Source organism: Vreelandella andesensis, from assembly GCF_003989795.1.
Classification (GTDB): Bacteria; Pseudomonadota; Gammaproteobacteria; order Pseudomonadales; family Halomonadaceae; genus Vreelandella; species Vreelandella andesensis.
Genome location: NZ_RZHG01000007.1, coordinates 119,079 through 142,650, shown reverse-complemented (window position 1 = coordinate 142,650; position 23,572 = coordinate 119,079). Strand labels below are relative to the sequence as shown.

Annotated in this window: 23 protein-coding genes; 14 read left to right on the top strand and 9 right to left on the bottom strand. The window is 52.9% G+C overall.

Going from position 1 to position 23,572, the window contains the following annotated elements; all coding sequences use genetic code 11:
• Positions 1 to 74: 74 nt before the first annotated feature.
• On the bottom strand, positions 75 to 998 hold the full coding sequence (gene cyoE / locus ELY33_RS03180; protein WP_126943840.1) for a heme o synthase: 924 nt from the start codon (positions 996 to 998) through the stop codon (positions 75 to 77).
• 188 nt (positions 999 to 1,186) lie between these two features.
• Complete coding sequence (locus ELY33_RS03175) at positions 1,187 to 1,954, bottom strand: DeoR/GlpR family DNA-binding transcription regulator (RefSeq protein ID WP_126943837.1); 768 nt, start codon at positions 1,952 to 1,954, stop codon at positions 1,187 to 1,189.
• A 220-nt stretch (positions 1,955 to 2,174) separates the two neighbouring features.
• Between ELY33_RS03175 and ELY33_RS03170 the strand changes: the two genes are divergently transcribed.
• The 7 genes from ELY33_RS03170 to cdd all read left to right on the top strand — a co-directional run bounded on the left by ELY33_RS03170 (position 2,175) and on the right by cdd (position 9,061).
• On the top strand, positions 2,175 to 3,017 hold the full coding sequence (locus ELY33_RS03170; RefSeq protein WP_126943834.1) for an outer membrane protein OmpK: 843 nt from the start codon (positions 2,175 to 2,177) through the stop codon (positions 3,015 to 3,017).
• Positions 3,018 to 3,050: 33 nt separating this feature from the next.
• Positions 3,051 to 4,334, top strand: coding sequence for a NupC/NupG family nucleoside CNT transporter (locus tag ELY33_RS03165; RefSeq protein WP_126943831.1), 1,284 nt, complete (start codon positions 3,051 to 3,053; stop codon positions 4,332 to 4,334).
• A gap of 83 nt (positions 4,335 to 4,417) precedes the next feature.
• A complete protein-coding gene (deoC, locus tag ELY33_RS03160) occupies positions 4,418 to 5,236 on the top strand; it encodes a deoxyribose-phosphate aldolase (RefSeq protein ID WP_126943828.1) in 819 nt (272 codons plus the stop codon).
• Between the two features lies 1 nt (position 5,237).
• Positions 5,238 to 6,590, top strand: a complete 1,353-nt coding sequence (gene deoA, locus ELY33_RS03155; RefSeq protein ID WP_126943825.1) for a thymidine phosphorylase — start codon at positions 5,238 to 5,240, stop codon at positions 6,588 to 6,590.
• The gene (locus ELY33_RS03150) at positions 6,590 to 7,834 is read left to right on the top strand and encodes a phosphopentomutase (protein WP_126943822.1); all 1,245 of its coding nucleotides are present in this window, start codon (positions 6,590 to 6,592) and stop codon (positions 7,832 to 7,834) included. The genes deoA and ELY33_RS03150 overlap by 1 nt, the downstream gene beginning before the upstream one ends.
• 54 nt (positions 7,835 to 7,888) lie before the next feature.
• On the top strand, positions 7,889 to 8,614 hold the full coding sequence (deoD, locus tag ELY33_RS03145) for a purine-nucleoside phosphorylase (protein ID WP_126943819.1): 726 nt from the start codon (positions 7,889 to 7,891) through the stop codon (positions 8,612 to 8,614).
• Between the two features lie 39 nt (positions 8,615 to 8,653).
• Complete coding sequence (gene cdd / locus ELY33_RS03140; RefSeq protein WP_126943816.1) at positions 8,654 to 9,061, top strand: cytidine deaminase; 408 nt, start codon at positions 8,654 to 8,656, stop codon at positions 9,059 to 9,061.
• 127 nt (positions 9,062 to 9,188) lie between these two features.
• Here the strand turns inward: cdd and ELY33_RS03135 are convergent, their stop codons facing one another.
• The gene (locus ELY33_RS03135) at positions 9,189 to 9,878 is read right to left on the bottom strand and encodes a CBS domain-containing protein (RefSeq protein WP_126943813.1); all 690 of its coding nucleotides are present in this window, start codon (positions 9,876 to 9,878) and stop codon (positions 9,189 to 9,191) included.
• A 124-nt stretch (positions 9,879 to 10,002) separates the two neighbouring features.
• Positions 10,003 to 11,433: a hypothetical protein gene (locus ELY33_RS03130; protein ID WP_126943810.1), complete on the bottom strand. Its 1,431-nt coding sequence runs from the start codon at positions 11,431 to 11,433 to the stop codon at positions 10,003 to 10,005.
• A 112-nt stretch (positions 11,434 to 11,545) separates the two neighbouring features.
• Between ELY33_RS03130 and ELY33_RS03125 the strand changes: the two genes are divergently transcribed.
• Both ELY33_RS03125 and ELY33_RS03120 read left to right on the top strand, forming a co-directional pair.
• Positions 11,546 to 12,553, top strand: a complete 1,008-nt coding sequence (locus ELY33_RS03125; RefSeq protein WP_126943807.1) for a J domain-containing protein — start codon at positions 11,546 to 11,548, stop codon at positions 12,551 to 12,553.
• A 27-nt stretch (positions 12,554 to 12,580) separates the two neighbouring features.
• Entirely contained in the window at positions 12,581 to 13,012 is a 432-nt protein-coding gene (locus ELY33_RS03120; protein ID WP_126943804.1) for a hypothetical protein, read from the top strand.
• Here ELY33_RS03120 and ELY33_RS03115 read toward each other — a convergent pair.
• Positions 12,929 to 15,391, bottom strand: a complete 2,463-nt coding sequence (locus ELY33_RS03115; protein ID WP_126943801.1) for a mechanosensitive ion channel family protein — start codon at positions 15,389 to 15,391, stop codon at positions 12,929 to 12,931. The two genes, ELY33_RS03120 and ELY33_RS03115, sit on opposite strands and share 84 nt — an antisense overlap.
• A 128-nt stretch (positions 15,392 to 15,519) precedes the next feature.
• Here ELY33_RS03115 and ELY33_RS03110 point away from each other — a divergent pair, with 128 nt between their 5' ends.
• Positions 15,520 to 16,527 (top strand): amidoligase family protein, encoded by a 1,008-nt coding sequence (locus ELY33_RS03110; RefSeq protein WP_126943798.1) that lies wholly within the window; start codon positions 15,520 to 15,522, stop codon positions 16,525 to 16,527.
• Positions 16,528 to 16,556: 29 nt separating this feature from the next.
• The gene (locus ELY33_RS03105; protein WP_126943795.1) at positions 16,557 to 17,237 is read left to right on the top strand and encodes a gamma-glutamyl-gamma-aminobutyrate hydrolase family protein; all 681 of its coding nucleotides are present in this window, start codon (positions 16,557 to 16,559) and stop codon (positions 17,235 to 17,237) included.
• Between the two features lie 50 nt (positions 17,238 to 17,287).
• Here the strand turns inward: ELY33_RS03105 and tpx are convergent, their stop codons facing one another.
• On the bottom strand, positions 17,288 to 17,791 hold the full coding sequence (gene tpx / locus ELY33_RS03100) for a thiol peroxidase (RefSeq protein WP_126943792.1): 504 nt from the start codon (positions 17,789 to 17,791) through the stop codon (positions 17,288 to 17,290).
• A gap of 137 nt (positions 17,792 to 17,928) precedes the next feature.
• Between tpx and ELY33_RS03095 the strand changes: the two genes are divergently transcribed.
• Positions 17,929 to 18,645 carry a glutamine amidotransferase gene (locus ELY33_RS03095; RefSeq protein WP_126943789.1) on the top strand — a complete coding sequence of 239 codons (717 nt, stop codon included), beginning with the start codon at positions 17,929 to 17,931 and terminating at the stop codon, positions 18,643 to 18,645.
• A 1-nt stretch (position 18,646) separates the two neighbouring features.
• On the opposite strand, the gene nfi is transcribed toward ELY33_RS03095, so the two are convergent.
• Positions 18,647 to 19,330: a deoxyribonuclease V gene (gene nfi, locus ELY33_RS03090; protein WP_126943787.1), complete on the bottom strand. Its 684-nt coding sequence runs from the start codon at positions 19,328 to 19,330 to the stop codon at positions 18,647 to 18,649.
• 109 nt (positions 19,331 to 19,439) lie between these two features.
• Positions 19,440 to 21,152 (bottom strand): DEAD/DEAH box helicase, encoded by a 1,713-nt coding sequence (locus ELY33_RS03085; RefSeq protein ID WP_126943784.1) that lies wholly within the window; start codon positions 21,150 to 21,152, stop codon positions 19,440 to 19,442.
• Positions 21,153 to 21,660: 508 nt separating this feature from the next.
• Between ELY33_RS03085 and ELY33_RS03075 the strand changes: the two genes are divergently transcribed.
• Together ELY33_RS03075 and ELY33_RS03070 are read left to right on the top strand one after the other, a co-directional pair.
• Positions 21,661 to 21,858 carry a CsbD family protein gene (locus ELY33_RS03075; RefSeq protein ID WP_126943781.1) on the top strand — a complete coding sequence of 66 codons (198 nt, stop codon included), beginning with the start codon at positions 21,661 to 21,663 and terminating at the stop codon, positions 21,856 to 21,858.
• A 52-nt stretch (positions 21,859 to 21,910) separates the two neighbouring features.
• A complete protein-coding gene (locus tag ELY33_RS03070) occupies positions 21,911 to 22,405 on the top strand; it encodes a PRC-barrel domain-containing protein (protein ID WP_126943778.1) in 495 nt (164 codons plus the stop codon).
• 105 nt (positions 22,406 to 22,510) lie between these two features.
• Here the strand turns inward: ELY33_RS03070 and ELY33_RS03065 are convergent, their stop codons facing one another.
• Entirely contained in the window at positions 22,511 to 23,530 is a 1,020-nt protein-coding gene (locus ELY33_RS03065) for a glutathione S-transferase family protein (protein ID WP_126943775.1), read from the bottom strand.
• Between the last annotated feature and the right edge of the window lie 42 nt (positions 23,531 to 23,572).

Here is a 23,572-nt window from a genome sequence, read left to right as displayed (position 1 = left end):
TCCTATACGCGCTGATAAAAACGCCCCGAACAGTGATGAACCGTTCGAGGCGTTTTGGGTTTAACAGTGAACCATCACACCCACATAGGCACCATCGCTTCCAGCACCATCACTAAGCTCATTGCGGTAATCGTCAGAATCGAGACGCCGAACACCTTTTTGGCCCAGCGCACGTCATCACCCAATCGAAAACCACTCAGGGCTAGGTACAGCCAGTAGCCGCCCATTGCTAATGTGACGCACAAATAGCCAGTGCCCGCTTTGCTCGCTAACACCAAGGCAAGCGACGCGGGAATAAATGCAACGATGTAGCCCAGGATGTGATGTTTTGCCCGTTTGATACCATGCACCACTGGTAGCACAGGAATTGATGCCCGGCGATAATCCGCATAGCGGAAAATCGCAATGGCATACGAATGCGGCATCTGCCACAGGCAGAAGATAACCAACAGCATGAAAGCACCGCTATCAAACTGCCCCGTCACCGCGCAGTAACCGACAACCGGCGGCATCGCTCCTGAAAGGCTACCTACCAACGTGCCGTATTCAGAGTGGCGCTTCATATAAAGGCTGTACACCCCAACGTAGACACCCCAACCAATCACCGCTAACGCCACGGTCAAACCGTTGGTGCCCAGCGCCAAACACACAACGCCGGCAACCCCAAGCAGCGCAGAAATGCCTAACGCCTGAGTAACAGAGATACGTCCCTTGGCTAAAGGTCGATGTCGCGTGCGCGCCATCAGCGCATCAATATCACGGTCAATAACGTTATTACAGGCGCAGCCGGACGCAATGACCAGTGCAATACCCAACATGACCGCACTAAACGTAACCCAATCGAATGTACCGTGGGCAGCTAAAAAGTACCCCCCTAAAGTAGCAATCAAATTGCCGCCAATAATGCCGGGTTTTGTCAGCGCGAGTAGATCACGCCAACGGCTAGGCACCACCGTTAGCTGATCACCATGTTGAGACGCAGATGCTGCTTGATCCATAAAGACCCCCCTACCAACAGGACGGATATCGCCAGTATGTAGACAAAGAAAACTAAGCCTTTGCCTGGTTTGTTGTTCTTATACGTGATCTCAGTTAGCAATAAAGATAGCAGAAGTCTGTCTACTTACGATTTAACGCTTCTCAGGGGAAAATTAACAGTGCCCATCTCACCTGTACGTAAACGATGTCAGGCAACCGTCACGCTTAGCGATGCCTTCGGTAGACAATCTAATAACTCAGGAGCGTGCTCGTCATCGGTCACGACGATGTCGAAATCGGATAGCGCGGCAAAATAGGCGGGGCGCACTAACCCAAATTTACTAGCATCGACAATCAACAGGCGCTGCATGGCAGTCGCAATGGCGGCCTGTTTTGGTGCTACTTCGTGAAAATGAAAACAACTAACGCCTCGCTCACAATCCACCCCCGCCGCTGAAATCAGTGCTTTATTAATGCCTAAACGCTCAATAGCCGCTCGCATACCATCACTGCCAAACGACTGGGATGAAGCGTAAAACAACCCACCTAGCAGCACTAACCGCACATTAGACAGCGTGGCCACTGCGTTAGCCACGTTAAGGGCATACGTTACCACGGTGAGCTCGCGGAAATGGCTAAGCTGGCTAAGCAACGGAATCAGTGTCGACCCGCAGTCAATAAACAGCGTATCGCCTTCTTCAATAAAACTGACAACCCGCTGACAGAGACGGTGCTTTATCTGGTAGTGGCTCGCCTGCTGTTCAGTCAAATCGTACACCGGCGTGACGCCAGGGTAATTTGCCATGACTAACCGACCGCCCAGCAAGCTAATTGCCGAAGGCTGCGTCGTAACATCCCGGCGGATCGTCATTTCAGAAACGCCGCACAGCTCAGCAGCATCGCGCACATGCAATGTTCCCCCACTGGTAAGCGCTTCTTGCAACATTGCCAGGCGCTGAGCGCTTCGGTCGTTCATAGCAACTCTCCTTAGTTTATGTTGAAACCTATGCTGAGCCAGCCCTCACATTATTTCCACTACCAAACACCGTAATTCGACTATTTGAGAGCTTTATTACACCTTGGTAGCGTTGATGTTGTGATACTTGCAAATCAGCGTTAAAAAAATAACACTGAATGTTATAATTTTAACATTAACGCCAGCCCACACGACCCATCACAACCCTGTTGAGGCTTTCATGTCCGTTCATACTTGTTCTCGTTCTTCCTTCGTCGCGCTTGGCGCTGGCGTTTTTCTGGCAAGCTCTGCACTAGCAACTCCGGTATTGGCAAACGATACTCAGCCCCAGCCACTTGACCGTCTATGGTCATTCGCCAACGTATCGGTCAATTACCTGGATTGGTCAAACGGCACTGAAGCACGTACGGCTAGCAACGCCGCGAAAAGCGATTTTACGTTTGTCGAAATCGAAGGTGGCGTCGGCTATCGCTGGGGTGAGTTCTATGGTTTCTTCGATTTCGAGAACCCCACCAATGATCAGTTTGATAACGCCAGTGGTGGCACAGATAACTTCCGTACTGCGGGTAAAATCACTTCACACATTTATTTAGGTGACGGCCCACTGTCAATCTACGCACACCTTTACGACTTCCGCGATTATGGCTACAACGCCCGAGAGCAAGATCAAATTCTCGGACTTGGCTACCGCACAACGTTCGACAATGGCCTATGGTTCAAACCCTTTATTGGCGCAGCGCGCGTACAGAGTGACGGCTACACCGGCATGAATGGTTATATGGCGGGCTGGGTCGCTGGGTATGACTTTTCAACGCTCAACCAGAACTTCAGTGTCACCAACTGGCATGAACAAACCTTTGGCCGTGACGACGAGTACCTGGAACAAAACTACGTGAACGGTAAAGCAGGCAGCGTGGGTACCAATGGTGCATTCAGCTTGTGGTGGCACCCTTCTGATCTAATTACCACTGGCGTGCAGTATCGCTACTCAGAGAATAAGCTGGGTACCCCGAACGCTTACCAAAATGCGATGATTTATTCAGTAAAGCTAAACTTACTGTAATCGCTCCACTTTACACGCTCGGAAGGTACTGAAATGACCCTCATCATGAGCCTGGTAGGTATGGTTACGCTGGTAACCATCGCCATCATCTTCTCTTATGACCGTAAATCGATTCGGCTGCGCACCGTGCTTGGCGCATTTGCTATTCAAGCGGGTATCGGTGCATTTGTTCTTTACGTGCCATTTGGCCAAGCCGTTCTGCAGGCTATCTCGTCGGGCGTTAGCCAGATACTGGTCTACGCCAATGATGGTATCGGCTTTCTATTTGGTGGCTTAGCCGATGTCGACAACGTCGGCTTTGTGTTCGCCATTAAAGTATTGCCTGTGATTATCTTTTTCTCGTCACTCATTGCAGTACTTTATTACATAGGCATCATGCAGTGGGTCATTCGGATTTTAGGCGGCGCGCTGCAAAAAGCCCTCGGCACCTCGCGTACCGAATCGCTGTCCGCTACAGCAAACATCTTTGTTGGCCAAACCGAAGCGCCGCTGGTGGTACGTCCGTTTATTGCCCGCATGACCCCTTCTCAGTTATTTGCGGTGATGTGCGGTGGCCTGGCATCAGTGGCCGGTTCAGTACTGGCGGGCTACGCCGCGCTGGGTATTCCCATGGAATACTTGGTCGCTGCTTCGTTCATGGCAGCGCCGGGTGGTCTACTATTTGCCAAACTGATCATGCCTGAAACCCAGGACGCAACCGATAGCGACAGCGTTTCTAAAGTGGAAGAAGAGCTTAAAGAGCAAGAAGACAAGCCCGCCAACGTATTGGATGCGGCAGCAGCAGGTGCAACGTCAGGCATGAAACTTGCCGCCAATGTGGGCGCCATGCTGTTGGCGTTTATTGCGCTTATCGCCCTAATTAACGGCATTTTAGGTGGCATTGGCGGCTGGTTTGGCTTTGAATCACTCAGCCTTGAACTGATTCTCGGCTGGCTGTTTGCTCCGCTCGCCTTCTTACTGGGCGTTCCTTGGGAAGAAGCCACGCTGGCGGGTTCGTTTATCGGTCAAAAGCTGGTGGTTAATGAGTTTGTGGCCTTTATCAACTTGGCCCCCTACATTGATGGGGAACAGGTCGTGGCCGCTACAGGTCAAATGATGACCCCACACACCATGGCGATTCTTTCCTTTGCGTTATGTGGCTTTGCTAACCTGTCGTCGATTGCCATTTTGCTAGGCGGTTTAGGCAGCATTGCCCCGACTCGCCGCAAAGAGATCGCCCGTTTTGGCGTGAAGGCCGTATTGGCCGGTACACTCTCTAACCTAATGTCGGCCTCTATTGCTGGCTTCTTTATTGCGTTGAGTAGCGCCACGGCTTAACACAGCAAGCACGACACTCTGCAACGGGCGCTGCTGTATTCACGCAGTGCCCGTTTTGTCTTTTATTAATTTGCGAGATTTCCATGACTGCGACTGCCCCTACCCAGCTTACTCAAGCCCAACTTATTCAGGCTGCCCGCCAAGCACTCACCCTCATGGATTTGACGAGTCTGAACGATAGCGATACCGACAGCACGATTGAAGCGCTGTGCCAGCAAGTTAAAACACCTTTTGGAAACCCAGCAGCGGTATGCGTTTACCCGCAGTTTGTAGTCACGGCGCAACGCGCACTCACCGCTCACAAGCTCAACGACAACGTTAAAATTGCCACGGTGACCAACTTTCCTGACGGCGGTGACGACATCATGGGCGCCGCCCGTGAAACCCGTGACGCCGTCGCTTCCGGTGCCGATGAAGTCGATGTGGTATTTCCCTACCGCGCGTTGATGGCAGGCGATGAAGCAACGGGTCTTGAGCTGGTCGAAATGTGCAAAGCCGCTTGCGCTGGTCAAGCAAAACTAAAAGTCATTATTGAGTCAGGCGTACTCAAAGAGCCCGCGCTTATTAAGCGTGCCAGTGAACTGGCCATTGAAGGCGGCGCTGACTTCATTAAAACATCGACGGGTAAAGTCGACACGAATGCCACCCTGGAAGCCGCCAAGATCATGCTCAACGCGATTAAAGCCAGCGGTGAAGAGGTAGGATTTAAAGCCGCGGGCGGCGTTCGTACCACCGAAGAAGCCGCCGAGTATTTGGCACTTGCCACGACCATTATGGGCGCGCAGTGGGTTACGCCTGCCCACTTCCGGTTTGGCGCCTCTAGCCTGCTGGGTAATTTATTAAAAACGCTGAGCGGCGCTTCACAAGATGTTCCGCTCTCCACCACTCGTGGAGGCTACTAAGATGTCGTCGACCGCATCTCATCATGCGCTGTTGCCGCAGGAGCTAATTCGCCTGAAGCGTGATAGCCAGCCACTACCGGCGGAAGAGATCAACGCTTTCGTGCAAGGCATTGCCGATGACCGCATCAGCGATGCTCAAATCGGCGCCTTCACGATGGCGGTGTTCTTAAACGGCATGAGCCGTGAAGAAGTGGTGGCACTGACGACGGCAACCCGCGACTCCGGTCATGTCATGCAGTGGGATTCATTGAATCTGCCCGGCCCAATTGTCGATAAACACTCAACCGGCGGCGTCGGCGATTTAGTGTCACTGGTACTTGGCCCTTGGGTGGCCGCTTGCGGCGCGTTCGTACCGATGATTTCAGGTCGTGGCCTAGGTCACACCGGCGGCACGCTGGACAAGCTGGAATCGATTCCTGGTTACGACCCCTACCCCACTCCCGAGCGCTTCAGCGACATCGTCAAATCAACCGGGGTGGCGATCATCGGCCAAACCGGCAACTTGGCACCCGCTGATAAACGTATTTACGGCGTGCGTGATGTCACCGCCACGGTGGAATCCATTCCGCTGATTACTGCTTCTATCCTGGGCAAAAAGCTAGCTTCTGGTTTAGATGCCCTGGTGATGGATGTAAAAGTCGGCAGCGGCGCCTTTATGCCTACGCCGGAAAAATCCCGCGAGCTTGCCAAAAGCATCGCCAACGTGGCCACTCAGGCCGGCACTCCGACCACGGCCCTGCTCACCGACATGAGCCAGCCGCTGGCCCCGTGCGCGGGTAACGCGGTTGAAATCGTCGAGACCCTGGCCCTGCTGCGCGGTGAACGGGCCAACAGCCGTGTAATGCAGGTTACCCGTGAACTCGCCGTCGAAATGCTGATCGCAGGCAAGCTGGTTACAAGCCGCGAAGAAGCGCTGACCAAGCTGGAAAAAGCACTTACTTCTGGTGCCGCCGCCGAAGTTTTTTCCCGCATGGTACGCGAGCTGGGCGGCCCCGCCGACTTTATGGAACGCCCAGATAGCTACCTGGCGACCGCGCCGGTCATACAGGCGGTGCACCCCGAGCAAGGTGGCATCGTACAGCGCATCGACACCCGTGCTGTCGGCATGAGCGTAGTCGAGCTGGGCGGTGGCCGCCTGCGCAACGACGCCAGCGTCGACCACAGCGTCGGCTTTAGCGATATCGCCGAAATTGGCGACCGCGTTGATAACCAGCGCCCACTCGCTATCGTTCACGCCCGCAGCGAAGAAGCGGCCGCTCGCGCCACTGCTCAGCTGCGCGCTGCCATGACGCTTGGCGAAGAGGCTGCCGTAGCGGACACACTGCTTCAAGACACCTTTAGAGGAGAAGCCTAATGCGCCGTGCGATTGTCTTAGTCCTTGATTCCTTCGGAATTGGCAGCGCCCCGGATGCTGAAAAGTTCGGCGACCAGGGGGCTGACACCCTCGGCCACATCGCTGCCGCCTGTGCCCGCGGTGACGCCGACACCACAGAGCGTTCAGGCCCGTTGACGCTACCGAACATGGCCGCGCTAGGCCTGTTCCATGCGCACCGCGATGCCACAGGGCAAGTGGCCGAAGGCGTTAACCTACCGGCACAATTGGAAGGCGCGTACGCCCACGCTAAAGAAATTTCCAGCGGCAAGGACACGCCTTCCGGCCACTGGGAAATTGCTGGCGTGCCAGTGCGTTTCGACTGGGGCTATTTTCTTGATAAAACCAACAGTTTCCCCGCTGAGCTGTTGGAAAAAATCGTACAACAAGCCAACCTGCCTGGCGTGATTGGTAACTGCCACGCCTCTGGCACCGAGATCATCGCCCGCTTAGGCGAAGCGCACATCCAAAGCGGCAAGCCGATTGTCTATACCTCGGCAGATTCCGTGTTTCAGATTGCTGCCCATGAAGAGCACTTTGGCCTAGAGCGCCTCTACACGCTGTGCGAAACCGTGCGCGAGCTTCTCGAGCCCTACAACATTGGCCGCGTGATTGCCCGCCCCTTTACTGGCGATGACCGCGAAAGCTTTGCCCGCACCGGCAACCGCCGTGACTACAGCGTTGAGCCACCCAGCCCCACTGTGCTGCAGAAACTGGCAGATGTGGGCGGTGAGGTCGTCTCAATTGGCAAGATCGCGGATATTTACGCCCATTGCGGCATTACCCATAAGGTTAAGGCCAGCGGTCACGACGCGCTAATGGCGGCCACACTTGCCGAAGTAGCGCGCACCGCTAAAGAAACCAGCGACCACCCAACCATGATCATGACCAACTTCGTGGATTTTGATTCGGTTTACGGCCACCGCCGTGATGTGCCGGGTTACGCAGCCGCGCTTGAGCATTTCGATGCCCGCTTGCCGGAACTGCTTGCGGCACTCAGCGATGACGACCTGCTGCTGCTCACCGCCGACCACGGCTGCGACCCCAGCTGGGAAGGCACCGAACATACCCGCGAGTACGTGCCGGTGATGGTGCATGGCGCAGGGTTTGCTCCCGGTCCGCTTGGCGAACGCCATACCTTTGCCGATATCGGCCAGACGTTGGCGGAGTTCTTCGCGGTTGAAGCGATGGAAGACGGCAAGAGCTTTTTACCCAACGCTGCCTGAACCGCGGCGTTTAACGAATTAATCTGAGTAAAAAACGATCAACAGGAGCGTTTAATGGCGACACCACATATTAATGCCGAACAGGGCGATTTCGCGGATACCGTACTGATGCCCGGCGACCCGCTGCGCGCCAAGTACATCGCCGATACTTACTTGGAGAACGTGCGCCAGGTAAACGATGTGCGCAGCATGTTCGGCTATACCGGCACTTATAAAGGCCGCGAAATTTCGGTCATGGGACACGGCATGGGCATTCCATCGGTGTCTATTTATGCCAAAGAGTTGATTACCGACTACGGTGTTAAGTCGATTATTCGTGTAGGTTCCTGCGGCGCAGTGCGCGACGATGTTAACGTGCGTGACGTGGTCATTGGCATGGGCGCCTGCACCGATTCCAAAGTCAACCGCATGCGCTTTAATGACCATGACTTCTCGGCCATTGCCGATTTTGACCTCACCAGCCACGCTGTTGATGCCGCTAAAGCGCAGAACGTAGCAGTGAAAGTCGGCAACATCTTCTCAGCGGATCTGTTCTATAACCCGCAGACCGACATGGCCGAACTGCTCAAGCGCTACGGCATCGTGGGCGTGGAAATGGAAGCAGCTGGCCTTTACGGTGTTGCTGCCGAGTTCGGCGCTCGCGCACTGACGATCTGCACCGTATCCGACCATATTCTTAAAGGCGACTCGCTCTCCAGCGCCGACCGACAGACCACCTTCAACGATATGATGGTAATTGCACTGGACACTGTACTGCGCGATGACGCCGCTAAGGCCTGAACGCCACTAACGCAGCGCCAAAAAAGAGGATATAACGCCATGACTCAAGCGAATCAGGCATTGGTGGACACGCTGTTAACGACCCTAGGCAATGCCTATGCGCCCTACTCCAACCACCCAGTGGCAGCGGTAATGGAGTGCCCGGATGGTCAGCAGTTTGCCGGCTGCAACGTGGAAGTGGCGCACTATAAAGGGCTCTGCGCGGAAGCCTCGGCGATTTCTGCGATGGTTACTGCTGGCCAGCGCACGCTTGCCAAGGTGTACGTGATGGGCCCTGGCGAGCACCTGTGTACGCCGTGCGGCGACTGCCGCCAACGCATCCGTGAATTCGCCACACCAGATACGCAGATCATGGTACTTTCACATCAGGGCGAGGTGCTAAAAACCTACACCATTGAAACGTTACTGCCCGACGCCTTCGGCCCGGAGCAACTACAGCCGCGTTAATCTTAACGTTGTTATAAAACATAAAGAAACCGGGCAATTAATTGCCCGGTTTCTTTATGTTTATGAAACTTAACCAGCTTTTGATACTTAACTAGCTTTTGGTACTTAACTAGCTTTTGGTACTTAACTAGTAGTAACCCGTTCCACGCGGCATCATGCCAAGGTGGTTTTCAACACTCTTGACGCCCTGGGTATTCTCAGCCGCGACGGTTACCGCTTGCTTCTGTTCTTCTGACTCTACTAGCCCCCAAATTTCTACGTTTCCGCCATCCACAATCACGCTGAAGCTTTCGGTTCGGACACCGGTGTTACTGTCAATCTCTTCAATAATGGCTTCACGGATAGAGCGATCATCCTCAGGCGACCGAGTGGGTGCGACAACCGCATTAGCAATCCCTTGAAGTAAGTTTGCGCGGCTGACAATGCCAACGAGTTTACCATCTCGCAACACTGGCACACGCTTGATGTGATGCTTTTCCAGCAAATGAGCAATGGTATGCAGCGGTGCATTTTCTTCGACGGTTAATGGATTCGGTGTCATTACCTCATGCGCTTTACGACCATGGGATTTAATGTATTCCCCCGCATCTTTGCCGCCACTGAAGAGCGATAGCCACCAAGAACGGTTGTCATCTGTTTCATCCTTCACTCGACGCATCAAATCGCCTTCGCTCACAATACCCAGCACCCTGCGCTCATCATCGACAACCGGCACGGCACTGATACGGTGTTCAAGCAGAAGCTGCGCTATGTCACGCACGTTTGCATCGGGGTCTACACACACCACGTTGGGTGTCATTATGTCGATAGCTTGCACAGTATCCTCCTGGCGACAACGTCGCAGTCGCAAATTACATTGCCCACCTTATGAGATTAGTGTGCTATCGGTGGTTTCGCTATGCAGGGCTAACTTCAGTGACATTCTATTGATCCAACGCAGTTTATTTGCTGATTTTATCGACACTTTCCTCAGCGACTTTCTCGACATCGACAATGCCTGAACGGCTAACAACCACTTTCCAACGAGCTAGATAGGTTGTGTCTTCGCTACCGGTCTCACGGATGACCAAGTTAAACAGGTGACGCCTTTCAACACTTTCTCTAACGGCCTGCCCTTCCTTTAGGCGATAAATGTGGTGCTTCTCTTTGCTCATTAAGCGCGTCAGCATAGAAAGGTCTATGTGCAGCGTTTCACGGGTATGCTCATAACCACTTAAAAAGCGGGTCGGTGACATACGCGAGCTGGAACGATAATGAAGTACCACTTCTTCACGCTGAGCGACCGTGCGACGGCGCATTTGCTGGATATCAGTATCCAGTGCGGCATAGCGTTTATAGTCGAACCACTCTAACTGCCGGCCCACCGTTTGATCACGAGTAGGGTCGATATATTGCCGACGCCATTTTGGCCTACCGCGACGTAACCAACGCCACAACGTGTTACGCAGATCGTCTTTAAACACTTCCCGCATGGCATAAAGTAACGCCATGGCAAGCACAAACAGTGCGGTAATATCACCGATCACATCACGCAGGTGCAAAATTCCCAACGACACAAACGCCATCACTACCGCGGTAGCAAGAGCCTTGACCGCCTTTTGTTCACCACTCCCCAGCTCAAGCGCCCGCTGTTTTAAGGTAATAGGGTGTTCAATAAGCCGCCGTAGTAAACGCATTTTATTCGAGATGCGGGTAGGGTCTTCCATCACCCGTTCAGAGTTGTACTCTTGCTCTTTTCGATAGTTACTCTCACGCTGGCAGACAATGATAAAACGACGCTTTATCTCACTAAACTCGCCGCCACGAGGCATATGGGCTACCAGCGCCAACAGTTGCTGCTCAGTAAACCACGAAAGGTAATTATCAATGTTGGCAAAATATTTATAGAGCCGCTCGTCGGAGGGGGAATTGCGACGCAATCGTTTAAGAATGCCTTCGCTTAAGTCGCTCATTTCATACAGTTGATCACGTAGCGCATCGGCCAGTTCTTGACGTTCACTGTTTTCTTCACGCTGATCACTGGTTGCATGGCGTAGTTTTCGGGCGCTGACCAACATTGCCTGTGTTGTTCGCTCTAACGCCCCAACGTATTGGTAAGCATACAAACTTAAGCTTAACCGATAAGAATCACTGCCTAGCTGGTTACGGCTCGCTAAACGACTATGAACCAGCGGCAAATGATATTCATCACTGTAATAAGTGCGTGAAACACTGATCGCGCCGTGATAGAACGCCTCTTCTGAAATCACATGGATGCTAAGCCCAAGCTCTTTAGGCACAAATAGGTAAACATCGAGCGTGTGCGACGTTTCTTCCTTGAGCCGTCGAGTGAGCCTCAGCTGGAAGCTATTTTTACGCTCAACATTGATCACCTAACGAATCTCCTACTTCATTGCCTAACGCGATGATATACCATGAACAATCATTATCAGGATGGCTGTTTAAGCGACGCTGCGGTCACCGTTTTCACCTTGGAGCCAGGGAATGTCCATTGCCCGTTTTTCACCCTTTGAGCTGTTGCTGCTAAAAAGCCGCAGCCAAGTGGATACGGCAACACTATTACTGCTAGCCTGGGTGCTTGTGCATCGCCAACAGGTGTCTGAAGGCCAGCGGCGGCGGCGACTGGCCCAGGTCACCGCGCAATTTCGCCACGGGCACGAACTCGGGCCAGTAATGGGTATTGCCCATAGCCAAGACCTTCAAGCCATTCAACTAGCCGCCGAGGTGGTGCGCAAAGAGTGCTCCAGCGAGCGCAGTCTCAGCATACTTCACCAAGCAATTACCGTTGCCACGGACGATGGTGAGTTATCTCTGAGTAACCATTATATTCTGGGCTTTCTTGCAGATTTACTGAATGTCACGCCCGCCACGTTCAACATCCTCTTTCATGAGTTGACGGGTAAACCTCTGCGACCAGCAGAAGACCCCAGTCGAGACGCCTACTGGCAGGTGCACGATCCAGAATATCACGCACACAAGGCAAACACTGCTAAGCAGAAAGCAGATGAGGCCCGTGCGAAGGCCGAAGAGCGCCAGCGTGCTAATGCAGAACAACAGCAACAAAATCAGCAAAATAAACAACGCCAAAAAGAAAAAGCACGCCGCGAAAAAACAAAACAGGAGCAAGCCAAGCAAGAACAGGCCAAGCAAGAACAAGCCAAGCAAAAAGAGCGCCGCAAGCGACAAGAACAGACTCAACAGCAAGAGCGTCGGCGCTGGCAACAAGAGCAGACGCGACAGGAAGAATCACGTCGCCAACAGCGACAGCGGGAACACCCCTCTTCACCGCCCGACCGCACCACACGGGCACTAGCTGTTTTAGGGCTGACACCTGGAGCGAATCGTGCCGATATACGCCGCGCCTATCGCCGCATGGCCCAGCTACACCATCCCGACCGCTTCTATTCGGGTAGTGAACATCAAATAGCACTGGCATCAACACGCTTTCAGCGCGTCAAAAGTGCCTATGATTATTTGATGCAAAACACCTAACTGACAGTGAGTATTTACTCGACCATTATGCGCGATTTGTATCAACGACTGACATTGACACCCGACGCGAGTGCCCAAGACATTAAAAGCGCGCTGGCACGCTGCCCAAACAGCGCGTTGCGCCAGGATGCCGAAACGGCGCTGGGCGATGCGGAGCACCGCGACGCTTATAACAAGCTCCACAAAACGGTCAGTGATATAGGTCAACTGCGGGCAAGGCTTGGACTAACCCACGGTGCTCATTGGCAGGGAGATGTGGCCAACGACTTTTCCCTGCCGCCCGACAATGCGATTTCACGCCATGACGAGCTGATCGATCGCGTTAGTCTTGCGGTATCACTTTATAACCGTTGGAGACGTTTTAAAGGCCCCTGGCTACTCGTCACCCTCTTTGCCATTGGTGCTGGCATAGGCCTCGCCTTTGGGCTCACCTTGGGCATTGGGCTTGGTATGAGATGATACCCCTGCCCTCGCGCGCGCATCTTGGCGTGTTTCTGCCTCTGTTGGGCGCGGAGCAGGTTTAGGCGGCGTAGGCCGCTTATGCGAGCTACCATCGCTAGTCTTACTTCCCGCATATGGTTTTCCCTTTGGCTCGTCAAGCGTGAAATCCGTGCCGGTGCCCTCATCAGGCATATTATCTTGCGAACGGTCTTCTGAATGCGCTTCCATGCTGACGCTTAGACGCGGCACACCTAGGTCAATTTCTTGTGCTTCCATGCGTTGCTTCAATAGTAGGTTAAAGGCACGCGATACGTCCCACTGCATTTCGGGTGCCGTGCGAAAACGCATCCGCAAAATGGGGCAACCATCCTCAAACCCTTGAATACCCTGCATCTCTAAGGGCGACCAAATATAGTGGCGCATCATCGGGTCTTTGCGTAGCTCTTGCGCTGTTTCTTGCATCAACGTAATTGCATCGTCAATTTTCATCGTGTAAGGGATACGAATCCGCATTAGCGCAATCCCGAACTGGCGCGACATATTATGTATCGACTCGATGCGGCTAAAAGTAATGATATGCACAACACCATCTAAGTCGCGCAGCTTCACCGTACGCAGTGTTAAGCCCTCAACAGTTCCCATATGGCCATTAATCTGAACAAAGTCGTCCACCGCCAGTGAGTCTTCAATCAGAATAAAGATGCCGGTGATCAAATCCTGCACCAACGTTTGGGCACCAAAACCAATCGCCAAACCAATAACACCCGCACCCGCAAGTAACGGTGTAACGTTAACGCCAAGATTTGCTAGCCCGGAAATCACCGCAATGATCAAAATCGTGACAAAAATCACGTTGCGAATCATCGGGGTAATTGTTTGCGCACGGGCTTGATTCACTCGCCTACCCCGAGACCGCGCAGATGACGTTAGTGCTCGCTGAATAGCCGTATCAGCAAAAATCCATACCAGCCACGCCAGCAAAATAGTTGAACCCAAACTTATCAGGGCTTGGCCGATACGGGCACTGGCTACCGCTTGCTGGCCAAGCCCGAAAAGCGACCCTCCCCAAACCTGCATAAACAGTTCAGCGAACACCATCCAGGCACAAAGATGGGCAAGGACAAAACCGAAGCGCTCTAAACGCTTACGATATTGGCTGTAACGGCGGCGATGGCGGCGTTTACCTAAGCGCTCCGACTGACGTCTCAGTAAGCCAGTCACCACTAACGTCAACACCAATAAGCTTGCCGAAATAATCGAGCGTGCAAGCGCTGTTCCCACATCACCCACGGTGATAAAAATCGCCAATAATGAGCCACCCACCATCAGCAGCGCTGGTATATGCCAGAGACCTCCCAACGCACGAATCATCTCAACCGCGGCACTGGCATCTCGGCGCTGCTTGTAAGGACGGTTACAGATCAGATGACGAACAGGCCGTTTAAATTTAAAGATAAAACGAGCCGAAAGCAGCGCAGCCAGCATATTGGCAAGGACAGAGACTAAACTCGAAAGCTCGCTACCCAACACCTCGACCAAGCGGGTGGAGTTAACCGCATCACCCAAAGCGATTAGTGCACCAATAACAAACAGGCCACGCAAGGCTTTATGTTGCAGCACCTGCACCGCGGTAAAACGATGGCCTCGGCTGAAAAATGCAATAACCGTTTCTATCACCACCGACAACGCGCGACCGCAAACACACACGTAAGCGATAACCAACACCATCGTTCGACCAGGGCTGTAAGGTAATATCTGCCCAATCCCCAACGTAATCGCGAACGACAACGCCCACGGCAGCATGCGGCGTAAAAAGTGGACTGCCAACAACCATCCTTTTGGGTCTCGAGGCAAGTCCAGCGGCCACTCCCGCCGCGTAGCGATCAAGCGCCCAATGGCAATCATCACAATCAACAGTACAATCCAAATAAACGCAAGAACGGCACCATCTGCCACTGCGCGTACAGCTTCTCCCTGGTCAGCACCATCATTTAATGCGCGTAAATCAGCAGCCCCCTGAACCAATTGACGTGACCATTCGTCAATCGGTGAATTTCCTGCCTGGGCATGCGCGCCAATATCGGTCAGCGTATCTGCTAATGCGCCCAGCAGGCCTTGGTGAACAATGCCGTCCTCTTTAGACGCTTCGGTGGCAAGCTGCAATTCACGCAGGGAGTCGAGCAGCGCTCTACGCTGCTCTTCGTTATCCAGCATTGTGATCACATCGTTAAGCGAATTTTGGAAGCTTTCACTACTCACGTTCTGCTCTTCCGACGCATCATTACCCCCACCCAGGCTAGGCAGGGAAACGCCCTGCGCCTGGGCTTGAGTCATCAGGCCTATGAGTAGCGTCAGAAAAACGCTCAACACGATATTGATTGTCCAGTGCTGTCGCACGTGTGACTCCTAGAAATGAACCGACACGACACGTCGGTTGGTTAGCGTTTACTTAACTTAATACCCTCAGCCTTAATGCGTGACTATGATAGGCTGACGGCCTAAACGTTCACCTCAAGGATACCGAGATGACACTGCAAGCTCCCCCCACGCTTACCAACAGCGACGGAAAAACAAGGCGTATCGGTGTAGAAATTGAATTCGCCGGACTTCCGCCGCGTGATACCGCTGAATTGGTACGCGAGCTATTTGGGGGTGAGCTTAACGTGGTAAGTCCCCATCGGCTACTGGTAGAAGCGACGCGATGGGGAGAGTTCGGTATCGAACTGGATACTCAATATGCTCACCCTGATAAGACGCTACTGGAAGAACACCATGAAAATGACAGTGAATGGGCTCGCCAGCAGCACCAGCGGCGAATAGAGTTCCACCAAAAAACCCGTGAGCTTATTGGTGATATGGTGACAGGGTTAGTGCCTACAGAGATTGTCTGCCCGCCGGTACCATGGGACGAGCTTGAAGAATTGGACAAACTTTTTGACGCGCTGCGTGATAAAGGCGCGAAAGGCACAGATGCCAGTTTACTCTACGGATTTGGACTTCATCTAAACCCTGAAGTAGAACGACTTGACGTTAATTATCTTCTAGCAATGATACAAGCGTATTTGCTCCTCGCCAGCTGGCTACGTACTGAAATCAAAGTCGACATTACCCGTGAAGTACTGCCTCACGCGAATCCGTTTCCTAAAGAGTACGCGCTTAAAGTGCTGGATTCCGGTTATCAGCCCGACTTAGATACGTTTATCGATGACTATTTACACTACAACCCCACTCGGAATAGGGAGCTAGACCTACTGCCATTGTTTGCGCACCTGCGCCCTGACCATCCTCATGAATTGTTGCATAGTCAGCTCACCAAACCGCGTCCGACGTTTCATTACAGGCTACCGAATGCGCAGCTTTCACAGCCCGGTTGGGGGTCAGTTGTAGAGTGGAACCGCTGGGTTGAAGTAGAAAAGCTAGCCGCAAACAGTGACGCACTGCGTACACGCTGCGATGAGTATATTGCTGAGCACAACCAGCCTTGGTGGAGACGCTGTAAAACAACGCTACTTGGCCTATTCAAATCGTCTTAAACACACTGCCTTCGTGAGAACTTGCCAGCATGCCTCGACCGCTTATTGGGATTACCACTTCTGATCAAAAAAGCCACTTAGCATGGTGGTTTGACTGGTTTGCCGTATGGCGGCATGGCGGCAAACCGCTTCGCTTGTCCCCTTCACGCCCCCTGCCCGCGCACTTAGATGGGCTAATTATTGGTGGCGGCGATGATATTCAAGCACATCTTTACGGCGGGGAAGTGCAGCTAGACGTGCGGCTGGACCCAGCCCGCGATGAACTGGAACTCAACCTACTTGGCAAATTTATTCCACAAAACACCCCCGTACTGGGAATTTGCCGAGGGGCCCAGTTAATCAACGTCCACTTGGGCGGCACCCTCGACTCGGATATTTACACCACGCATGAAGGCTTGAAGCGACGGCGCACGGTTCTACCGCGCAAGACAGTGGATATTGTCGGGGGGAGCAAGCTTTATCAGCATTTAGGGGTGACGTGGTGCCGCGTGAATAGCCTGCACCACCAGGCGGTCGATAACGCAGGTAACGGCATCAATATTGTTGCTCGCGACCGGGACGGACTGGTGCAGGGAATTGAATCCACAAAACATGATTTTTTGATCGGCGTTCAGTGGCACCCAGAGTGGCTTATTTTCAACCGCCCCCAGCAGCGCCTAATTAGTGCACTGGTGGCGGCGGCTAAGCGTGACAGTAAGGGTAACGGTTAAGCACATACGCGCTACCCCTCGTGCATAGCTTGCTAATTGGTCTTTTTTGGCTAGCTTTTTAGAGACGCTAACGCTGAGTCATAATCAGGTTCGTTTTTCAGCTCGCTCACCAGCTCACTGTGCAACACTAGGTTGTCCGCATCGAGCACGACCACGGCACGGGCGCACAGTCCTTCCATAGCACTATTAGCTAACGCGACACCCCAGGCTTCTTGGAACTCTCGGTGGCGAAAGGTAGACAGGGTTTCAACATTATCCAGCCCCTCTGCGCCGCAAAAGCGCTTGGCTGCAAACGGTAGGTCAGCCGAAACGACTAACACTACGGTGTCATCCAGTTGAGAAGCCAGCTCATTAAACCGTCGAGTAGACACCGCGCAGGTGGGGGTATCAACACTCGGGATAATATTCAGCACTTTGCGCTTGCCCGAATAAGTATCGAGAGTGACATCTTCTAAATCGGCATTGGTGAGCGTCATCAGCGGAGCCGTTTGGCCTTTGGCAGGCAGCGTACCTGAAACGTCCATGGGCTCGCCAGCACGCGTTATCTTTTGCATAGTAGGTTCCTAATATAAAGTGAAAAAGGTGTATAGTGAGCATCATCACCTTACAGGGTAATGCCCTGATTGGGCTAACCTTTCCTCCCTAACCTTTCCTCTGCTAATCTTTCCTCTGACAGAACAACGAGAACGCCATGGCCTCTTTAGTCATTATTAAAACCGGTGATGCCTTCCCTGACGTGGTCGATCATTACGGTGATTTCGAGCAACTCTTTATCAATCAGCTTTCGACGGCACTGCCTGAACATTTATCGCTCGAGGTTTGGGATGCCCGCCAACAAGGTGTTCCCCCTGCTCCGTCATCCTTTGCCGGTATCATGCTAACAGGTTCCCACAGCATGGTGAGCGAACAGGCACCGTGGAGCGAGGCGCTAAAACCTTGGCTTCAGCAGGCGTTGGACGAGAACGCTCCCATGTTTGGCGTATGCTATGGCCACCAGTTAATGGCGTCAGCATTCGGCGGCATTAGCGATTACCACCCCGCAGGAAGAGAGTCAGGAACGCGCAGCGTAAGGCTTACCCAAGCAGGTCATCAAGACCCTCTTTTTGGCAAACTGCCCACGCCCTTCCCTGCTCATTTGAGCCACGCGCAATCCGTCATGCAACTTCCCCCCAACACCACTGTTCTGGCTCATAATAGTCACGATGCCCATCAAGCATTACGTTATGGGCCTCGCCAGTGGAGCGTGCAGTTTCATCCAGAGTTCACTCCTTCCGTCATGCATGCTTATATCGAGCGCCAGAAAGCCGCCTTGCGCGACCAAGGTGAGAACCCTGACGCGCTCATAAACGCTATTACCGACACTCAAGCGGCCACTGGCTTACTGCGACGCTTCCTGCGCTTTACGTAGCTCACTTCTGGTCACGTCGTGAAGCAAGCCGGTCCGCTAGCCGCGTGGGTTCTGGTAACTTGGTGCGCCCTAAACAGCGCACCACCCAGTCCAGTGACGTTTCAAGGGTTAATCGATGACCAGGCGACACAAACACGGGCTTTACATTTGCTCTCGAACGCAGCACAGCACCAATCACGTCGTTACCTGATGTTAGAGGTACCCAGTCACCTCGCGTATTGCCCACCTTTCCATGCAGGCCTGTTAACCGGGACTTAGCAATGCCGATAGTCGGCAAATTTAGCCACAGCCCCAGGTGAGCGGCAACACCAAGTCGCCGTGGGTGGGCGATTCCCTGGCCGTCGACCATGACTAGCTGTGGTGTGATTGTCAGCTTAGCGAAGGCTTCCAGCGCTGCTGGAATCTCGCGAAAAGACAGCAAACCAGGAATATAAGGTATACGCGTTGGCTTGCGATGAACCACCTGTTCCACTAGCGCCAAGGGCTGCATGGCCTCAGGTTGCCACTTTAGAACAACGACCGCCGCGCGAGTGATCTCCCCGCCCGCTTCAAAGCCGATATCCACCCCAGCAATGTGCTGAACAGGCTCGATACGATCAACCGTTTCGAGCCGCTTCGCCAGCAAAGCTTGCAGCGCGATGGCTTCCTTTGGAGCTAAATTCCATTCATGTAACGGAGCGTCCATGCACCCTCCTTTCGATAATAAAAAAATCCCCTGATGCCGTTGGGCATTAGGGGATAGAACGATCGTTAAACGTCGTTTAAAGCGCCATTATGTGGCGCTATACATCACATCAAGCGCGTTCGCGACGACGAACCGGCGCATCACCTTCATCACGACGACGACGTGGAGCACGCTCAGGTGCGCTGTCTTCACTGATTTCTAACGGGCGGCCAGCAACGCGGGCACGTGCCATTTTCGCTAGAATAGTGGAAGGCAGGCCGCTGGGTAATTCAACTACCGAGAATGCGTTGCGAATGTCGATACGACCGATACGCGCGCCTTCGATACCACCTTCATTCGCCAGCGCACCAACCAGTTGACCAGGCTTAACGCCATCTTTATGGCCAACGGAAACACGGTAGCGAATCATACCTTCGCTGGGCGCGCTTGAACGCTCGCGACGGCCACCTGGCTTACCACCAGGCGCGCTATCACGCGTGGTACGCTCTTTACGCGGTGCCTGCAAGCGACCAATAGGCGCTTCATCAGCACGCGCCATCGCGGCAAAGGCACAGGCTAATTCAATGGCGTCGTGGCCTTCTTCTACCAGCCGCTCAACCAATGCACGTTGCTCTTCAGCACCTTTAGTCAATGCCGCCACAACGCGATGATGGAATACTTCATCGCGGTGGGCACGAATAGCCGCTTCGTCCGGAAGTGGCATTTCGGTCATTTTCTGACCAGTAGCCTGCTCCATCCAGCCCACTTTGCGGCCTTCACGGAAACCAGCAAACGTAATCGCGATACCGCTACGGCCGGCACGACCGGTACGGCCGATACGGTGCGTATACGCTTCTGCATCTTGCGGCAGATCGTAGTTAATAACGTGCGTGATACGAGACACGTCAAGGCCGCGCGCCGCTACGTCAGTGGCGATCAGTACGTCGACTTTGCCACGCTTCAAACGCGTAATGGTACGCTCACGCAGGCTTTGGTCTAGATCACCCGACAGGCCAGCGGCGTTAACGCCACGAGCAGTCAACTGCTCTACTAGTGTGGTACAAGCTGCGCGGGTACGTACGAAGACAATAGCGCCATCGACCGGCTCAACTTCAAGAATACGCGCGACCGCTTCCAGCTTGGCGCCACCATCAACGCGTACAATACGCTGTTCAATGTTTTCGCCAGTGGTAGTGCCAGACTCAATTGCAACTTTCACTGGGTTAACCAGGTAACGGTTAACAATGCGCTCAATTTCAGTCGGCAGCGTTGCCGAGAAGAACACACGCTGAGCATCTTTAGGGGTATCGGCAACCACGCGTTTTACGTCGTCGATAAAGCCCATGCGCAGCATTTCGTCAGCTTCGTCTAACACTAGCGCCGACAAACCGTCGAGTTTCAAGCTACCGCGGTCAAGGTGATCGATAATACGGCCAGGGGTGCCAACAATGACTTGGGCACCGCGCTTTAGCGCGCCTAACTGTTCACGGTATTCTTGACCACCACAAAGGACCGCTACTTCAAGACCTTTAAGGTTTTGACCATAGTTACTGAACGAAGCCGCAACTTGTTGAGCAAGTTCACGGGTCGGAGCCATAACCAATACTTGAGGCTCGCGACGGGTAAGTTCTAAGCGCGATAACAATGGCAATGCAAACGCAGCGGTTTTACCAGTACCAGTTTGTGCCTGGCCTAGCATATCGCGGCCTTCCAGCAACGCAGGAATTGTCTGCGCCTGGATCGGCGAGGGAATTTCGTAGCCTTGTGCTTCAACAGCAGAGAGAACGGCAGGCAACAGAGCAAGATCGCCGAAGCTCGGCGAAGCGACAGAAGTCGAGGTCATTAATCACACCTTGGTAGGCCGGCTGTACCGGCAAAAAACATCGTAAGCGTCTCTGACTCTGCTTGTTAATACGCGTGACAGTGCATATTAATAAGCAAGGGATCCGCGAAGCGGATATCATCATCAGTGGAGTCGGAGACGCCGGTCGCACCTAGCATCCGGTTAGCAAACACCGCAGTAGCGGGCTAACCGCTGTGGCGACCTTCTGCGCCGATTTCACCCGTTTGGTGAAATACTGGAGGCGCGCCATCTTCACAGCAATGAACATCTGCAGTTGGCAAGATGTTCCCGCAAGCGTTTCACTGCGTAGTCAACGCTACATAGGAAATCGCTTATCGTCATGATGGAGGGGTCAACACATGCGAGGAAGACGCACTTTAACACTGCCAGTAGCTCATGACTAGTTTTTTCACATTAATCGTTATTAACATTGTGGCTTGCACATATTCACTGCTCGTCTAATCTGAAGAGTGCCTAATGATGTTCACTATTCTCAAGGAGCGATGCAATGAACTGGGATCAAATTGAAGGCAAATGGAAAGAGATGAAAGGTAAAGCCCGTTCTCACTGGGGCGAACTCACCGATGATGAGTTAGATCAAATTGGTGGAAAGAAAGACCAGCTTGTCGGGAAGCTTCAGCAAAAGTACGGCCTTGAGCGCGAAGAAGCAGAGCGCCGGGCAGACGAATGGGCTGACAAGCACTAGTTACTGATTTATTAGTTGTCATTTATTTATCGTAGCTACATGGAGAGATGCTATGCGTAAAACAATTGTTACAACAATCCTCACAACACTGATGGGCACCGCCCTGATAAGTAGCGTTGCTTCGAATGTTCATGCATCCAATGCACCGCAAGGCATGTACTCTGCCGACGACATTCTCGATGCAGACGTTTTTTTCGCTGGCGGTTCTGGTGAAGAGATTGGTGAAGTGGAAGACATTCTTTTTGATGAAGACATGCGCGTTTCTGCGCTGGTGGTTGAAAGTGGTTCCGTACTAGGCTTGGGTGGCCGTGAAATTGTCATTAACACCGACCAGTTCACACTTGAAACCCATACCCAAAGCGACGGCGATACCGAACACCGCATCATGCTAGAGGCTTCTCAAGAAGAGATTGAAGCATTCCCAACCTATGACCGTGATTGGTGGGAACAAACTAAAAGCAATGCACGTGATGCATGGCAGACGACGAAAGATGGCGCTCAAAGCGCTTGGCAATCGACTCGCGACGCCGTTAACGATAACAAGTAGGCTGCCAGCTTAATCTCGCGGTAAATAAGTCAAGAGGGCCATCCAGTTGCTGGATGGCCTTATTTAGTTGCAGCGACTTTTCACAAAGCTATTGTTCGTTAACCATCATACCCGGCGACGAATGCCCTGACCGGGTAGACGTTCACGGTCATGAGGGCGCTCTAAACCCAAAAGCGGACCGGCAGGCACAATACGTGTTGGGTTGATGGCGTCGTGACTGTAGTAATAATGGCGCTTTATATGATCCATATTGACCGTCTCTGCAATGCCCGGCCACTGGTATAGCTCGCGAACGTAATTGGCGAGATTCGGGTAGTCTTCAATACGTTTTAAATTGCACTTAAAATGGCCGTAATAAACGGCATCGAAGCGAATCAGCGTGGAGAAAAGCCGAATATCCGCTTCTGTTAACCACTCGCCCGCCAAATAACGATGCTCGCTCAACCGTTTTTCCATGCGCTCCAAGGCATCGAACAGTGCCTGCACATGTTTCTCATACACGTGCTGTTCCGTCGCAAAACCCGACTTGTAAACACCATTATTAATGTGGTCATACACGTCGTCATTGACGTTATCGATAAGGCTACGCAGGTCTTCAGGATAAAAATCTAAATCGTTACCGGTCAATTCATCGAACGCACGATTAAAAATGCGCATCAAATCAGCCGACTCATTATTAATTATCGCACTACGCTGCTTATCCCAAAGCATGGGTACTGTGACGCGCCCCGTATAGGCTGGGTCAGTCATGGTGTAGAGCTGATGATGATACTCGACGTGATTGATAGGATCTCCGCTGGCGCCTTCGCTTTGGTCATACGTCCAGCCTTTATCCAGCATTAGCGGGCTAACATGCGAAGTACCGATGAGTGACTCTAGCCCTTTCAACTTACGCATAATAAGGGCACGGTGCGCCCAAGGGCAGGCTAGGGATACATAAAGATGGTAACGGTCTGCCTGCGCGGGGTAGCTCTGCCCTTTTCCCTCTTTATCTGCTTTTGTGTCCATCAAGGCATCGTCACCCACCCAGTCGCGAAGTTGGGCAGACTCACGAACAAACTCTCCACCATGCTTCTTGGTGTCGTACCACTGATCAACCCATTCGCCGTTAACAAGCAGTCCCATCGGCCGCCTCCTGTCATATATCGCATGCGATAAACGTATTAA

Coding starts and splice junctions, on each gene's coding strand:
- cyoE (WP_126943840.1), bottom strand. CDS start 998: ATGGATCAAGCAGCATCTGCGTCTCAACATGGTGATCAGCTAACGGTG.
- ELY33_RS03175 (WP_126943837.1), bottom strand. CDS start 1,954: ATGAACGACCGAAGCGCTCAGCGCCTGGCAATGTTGCAAGAAGCGCTT.
- ELY33_RS03170 (WP_126943834.1), top strand. CDS start 2,175: ATGTCCGTTCATACTTGTTCTCGTTCTTCCTTCGTCGCGCTTGGCGCT.
- ELY33_RS03165 (WP_126943831.1), top strand. CDS start 3,051: ATGACCCTCATCATGAGCCTGGTAGGTATGGTTACGCTGGTAACCATC.
- deoC (WP_126943828.1), top strand. CDS start 4,418: ATGACTGCGACTGCCCCTACCCAGCTTACTCAAGCCCAACTTATTCAG.
- deoA (WP_126943825.1), top strand. CDS start 5,238: ATGTCGTCGACCGCATCTCATCATGCGCTGTTGCCGCAGGAGCTAATT.
- ELY33_RS03150 (WP_126943822.1), top strand. CDS start 6,590: ATGCGCCGTGCGATTGTCTTAGTCCTTGATTCCTTCGGAATTGGCAGC.
- deoD (WP_126943819.1), top strand. CDS start 7,889: ATGGCGACACCACATATTAATGCCGAACAGGGCGATTTCGCGGATACC.
- cdd (WP_126943816.1), top strand. CDS start 8,654: ATGACTCAAGCGAATCAGGCATTGGTGGACACGCTGTTAACGACCCTA.
- ELY33_RS03125 (WP_126943807.1), top strand. CDS start 11,546: ATGTCCATTGCCCGTTTTTCACCCTTTGAGCTGTTGCTGCTAAAAAGC.
- ELY33_RS03120 (WP_126943804.1), top strand. CDS start 12,581: ATGCGCGATTTGTATCAACGACTGACATTGACACCCGACGCGAGTGCC.
- ELY33_RS03110 (WP_126943798.1), top strand. CDS start 15,520: ATGACACTGCAAGCTCCCCCCACGCTTACCAACAGCGACGGAAAAACA.
- ELY33_RS03105 (WP_126943795.1), top strand. CDS start 16,557: ATGCCTCGACCGCTTATTGGGATTACCACTTCTGATCAAAAAAGCCAC.
- tpx (WP_126943792.1), bottom strand. CDS start 17,791: ATGCAAAAGATAACGCGTGCTGGCGAGCCCATGGACGTTTCAGGTACG.
- ELY33_RS03095 (WP_126943789.1), top strand. CDS start 17,929: ATGGCCTCTTTAGTCATTATTAAAACCGGTGATGCCTTCCCTGACGTG.
- nfi (WP_126943787.1), bottom strand. CDS start 19,330: ATGGACGCTCCGTTACATGAATGGAATTTAGCTCCAAAGGAAGCCATC.
- ELY33_RS03085 (WP_126943784.1), bottom strand. CDS start 21,152: ATGACCTCGACTTCTGTCGCTTCGCCGAGCTTCGGCGATCTTGCTCTG.
- ELY33_RS03075 (WP_126943781.1), top strand. CDS start 21,661: ATGAACTGGGATCAAATTGAAGGCAAATGGAAAGAGATGAAAGGTAAA.
- ELY33_RS03070 (WP_126943778.1), top strand. CDS start 21,911: ATGCGTAAAACAATTGTTACAACAATCCTCACAACACTGATGGGCACC.
- ELY33_RS03065 (WP_126943775.1), bottom strand. CDS start 23,530: ATGGGACTGCTTGTTAACGGCGAATGGGTTGATCAGTGGTACGACACC.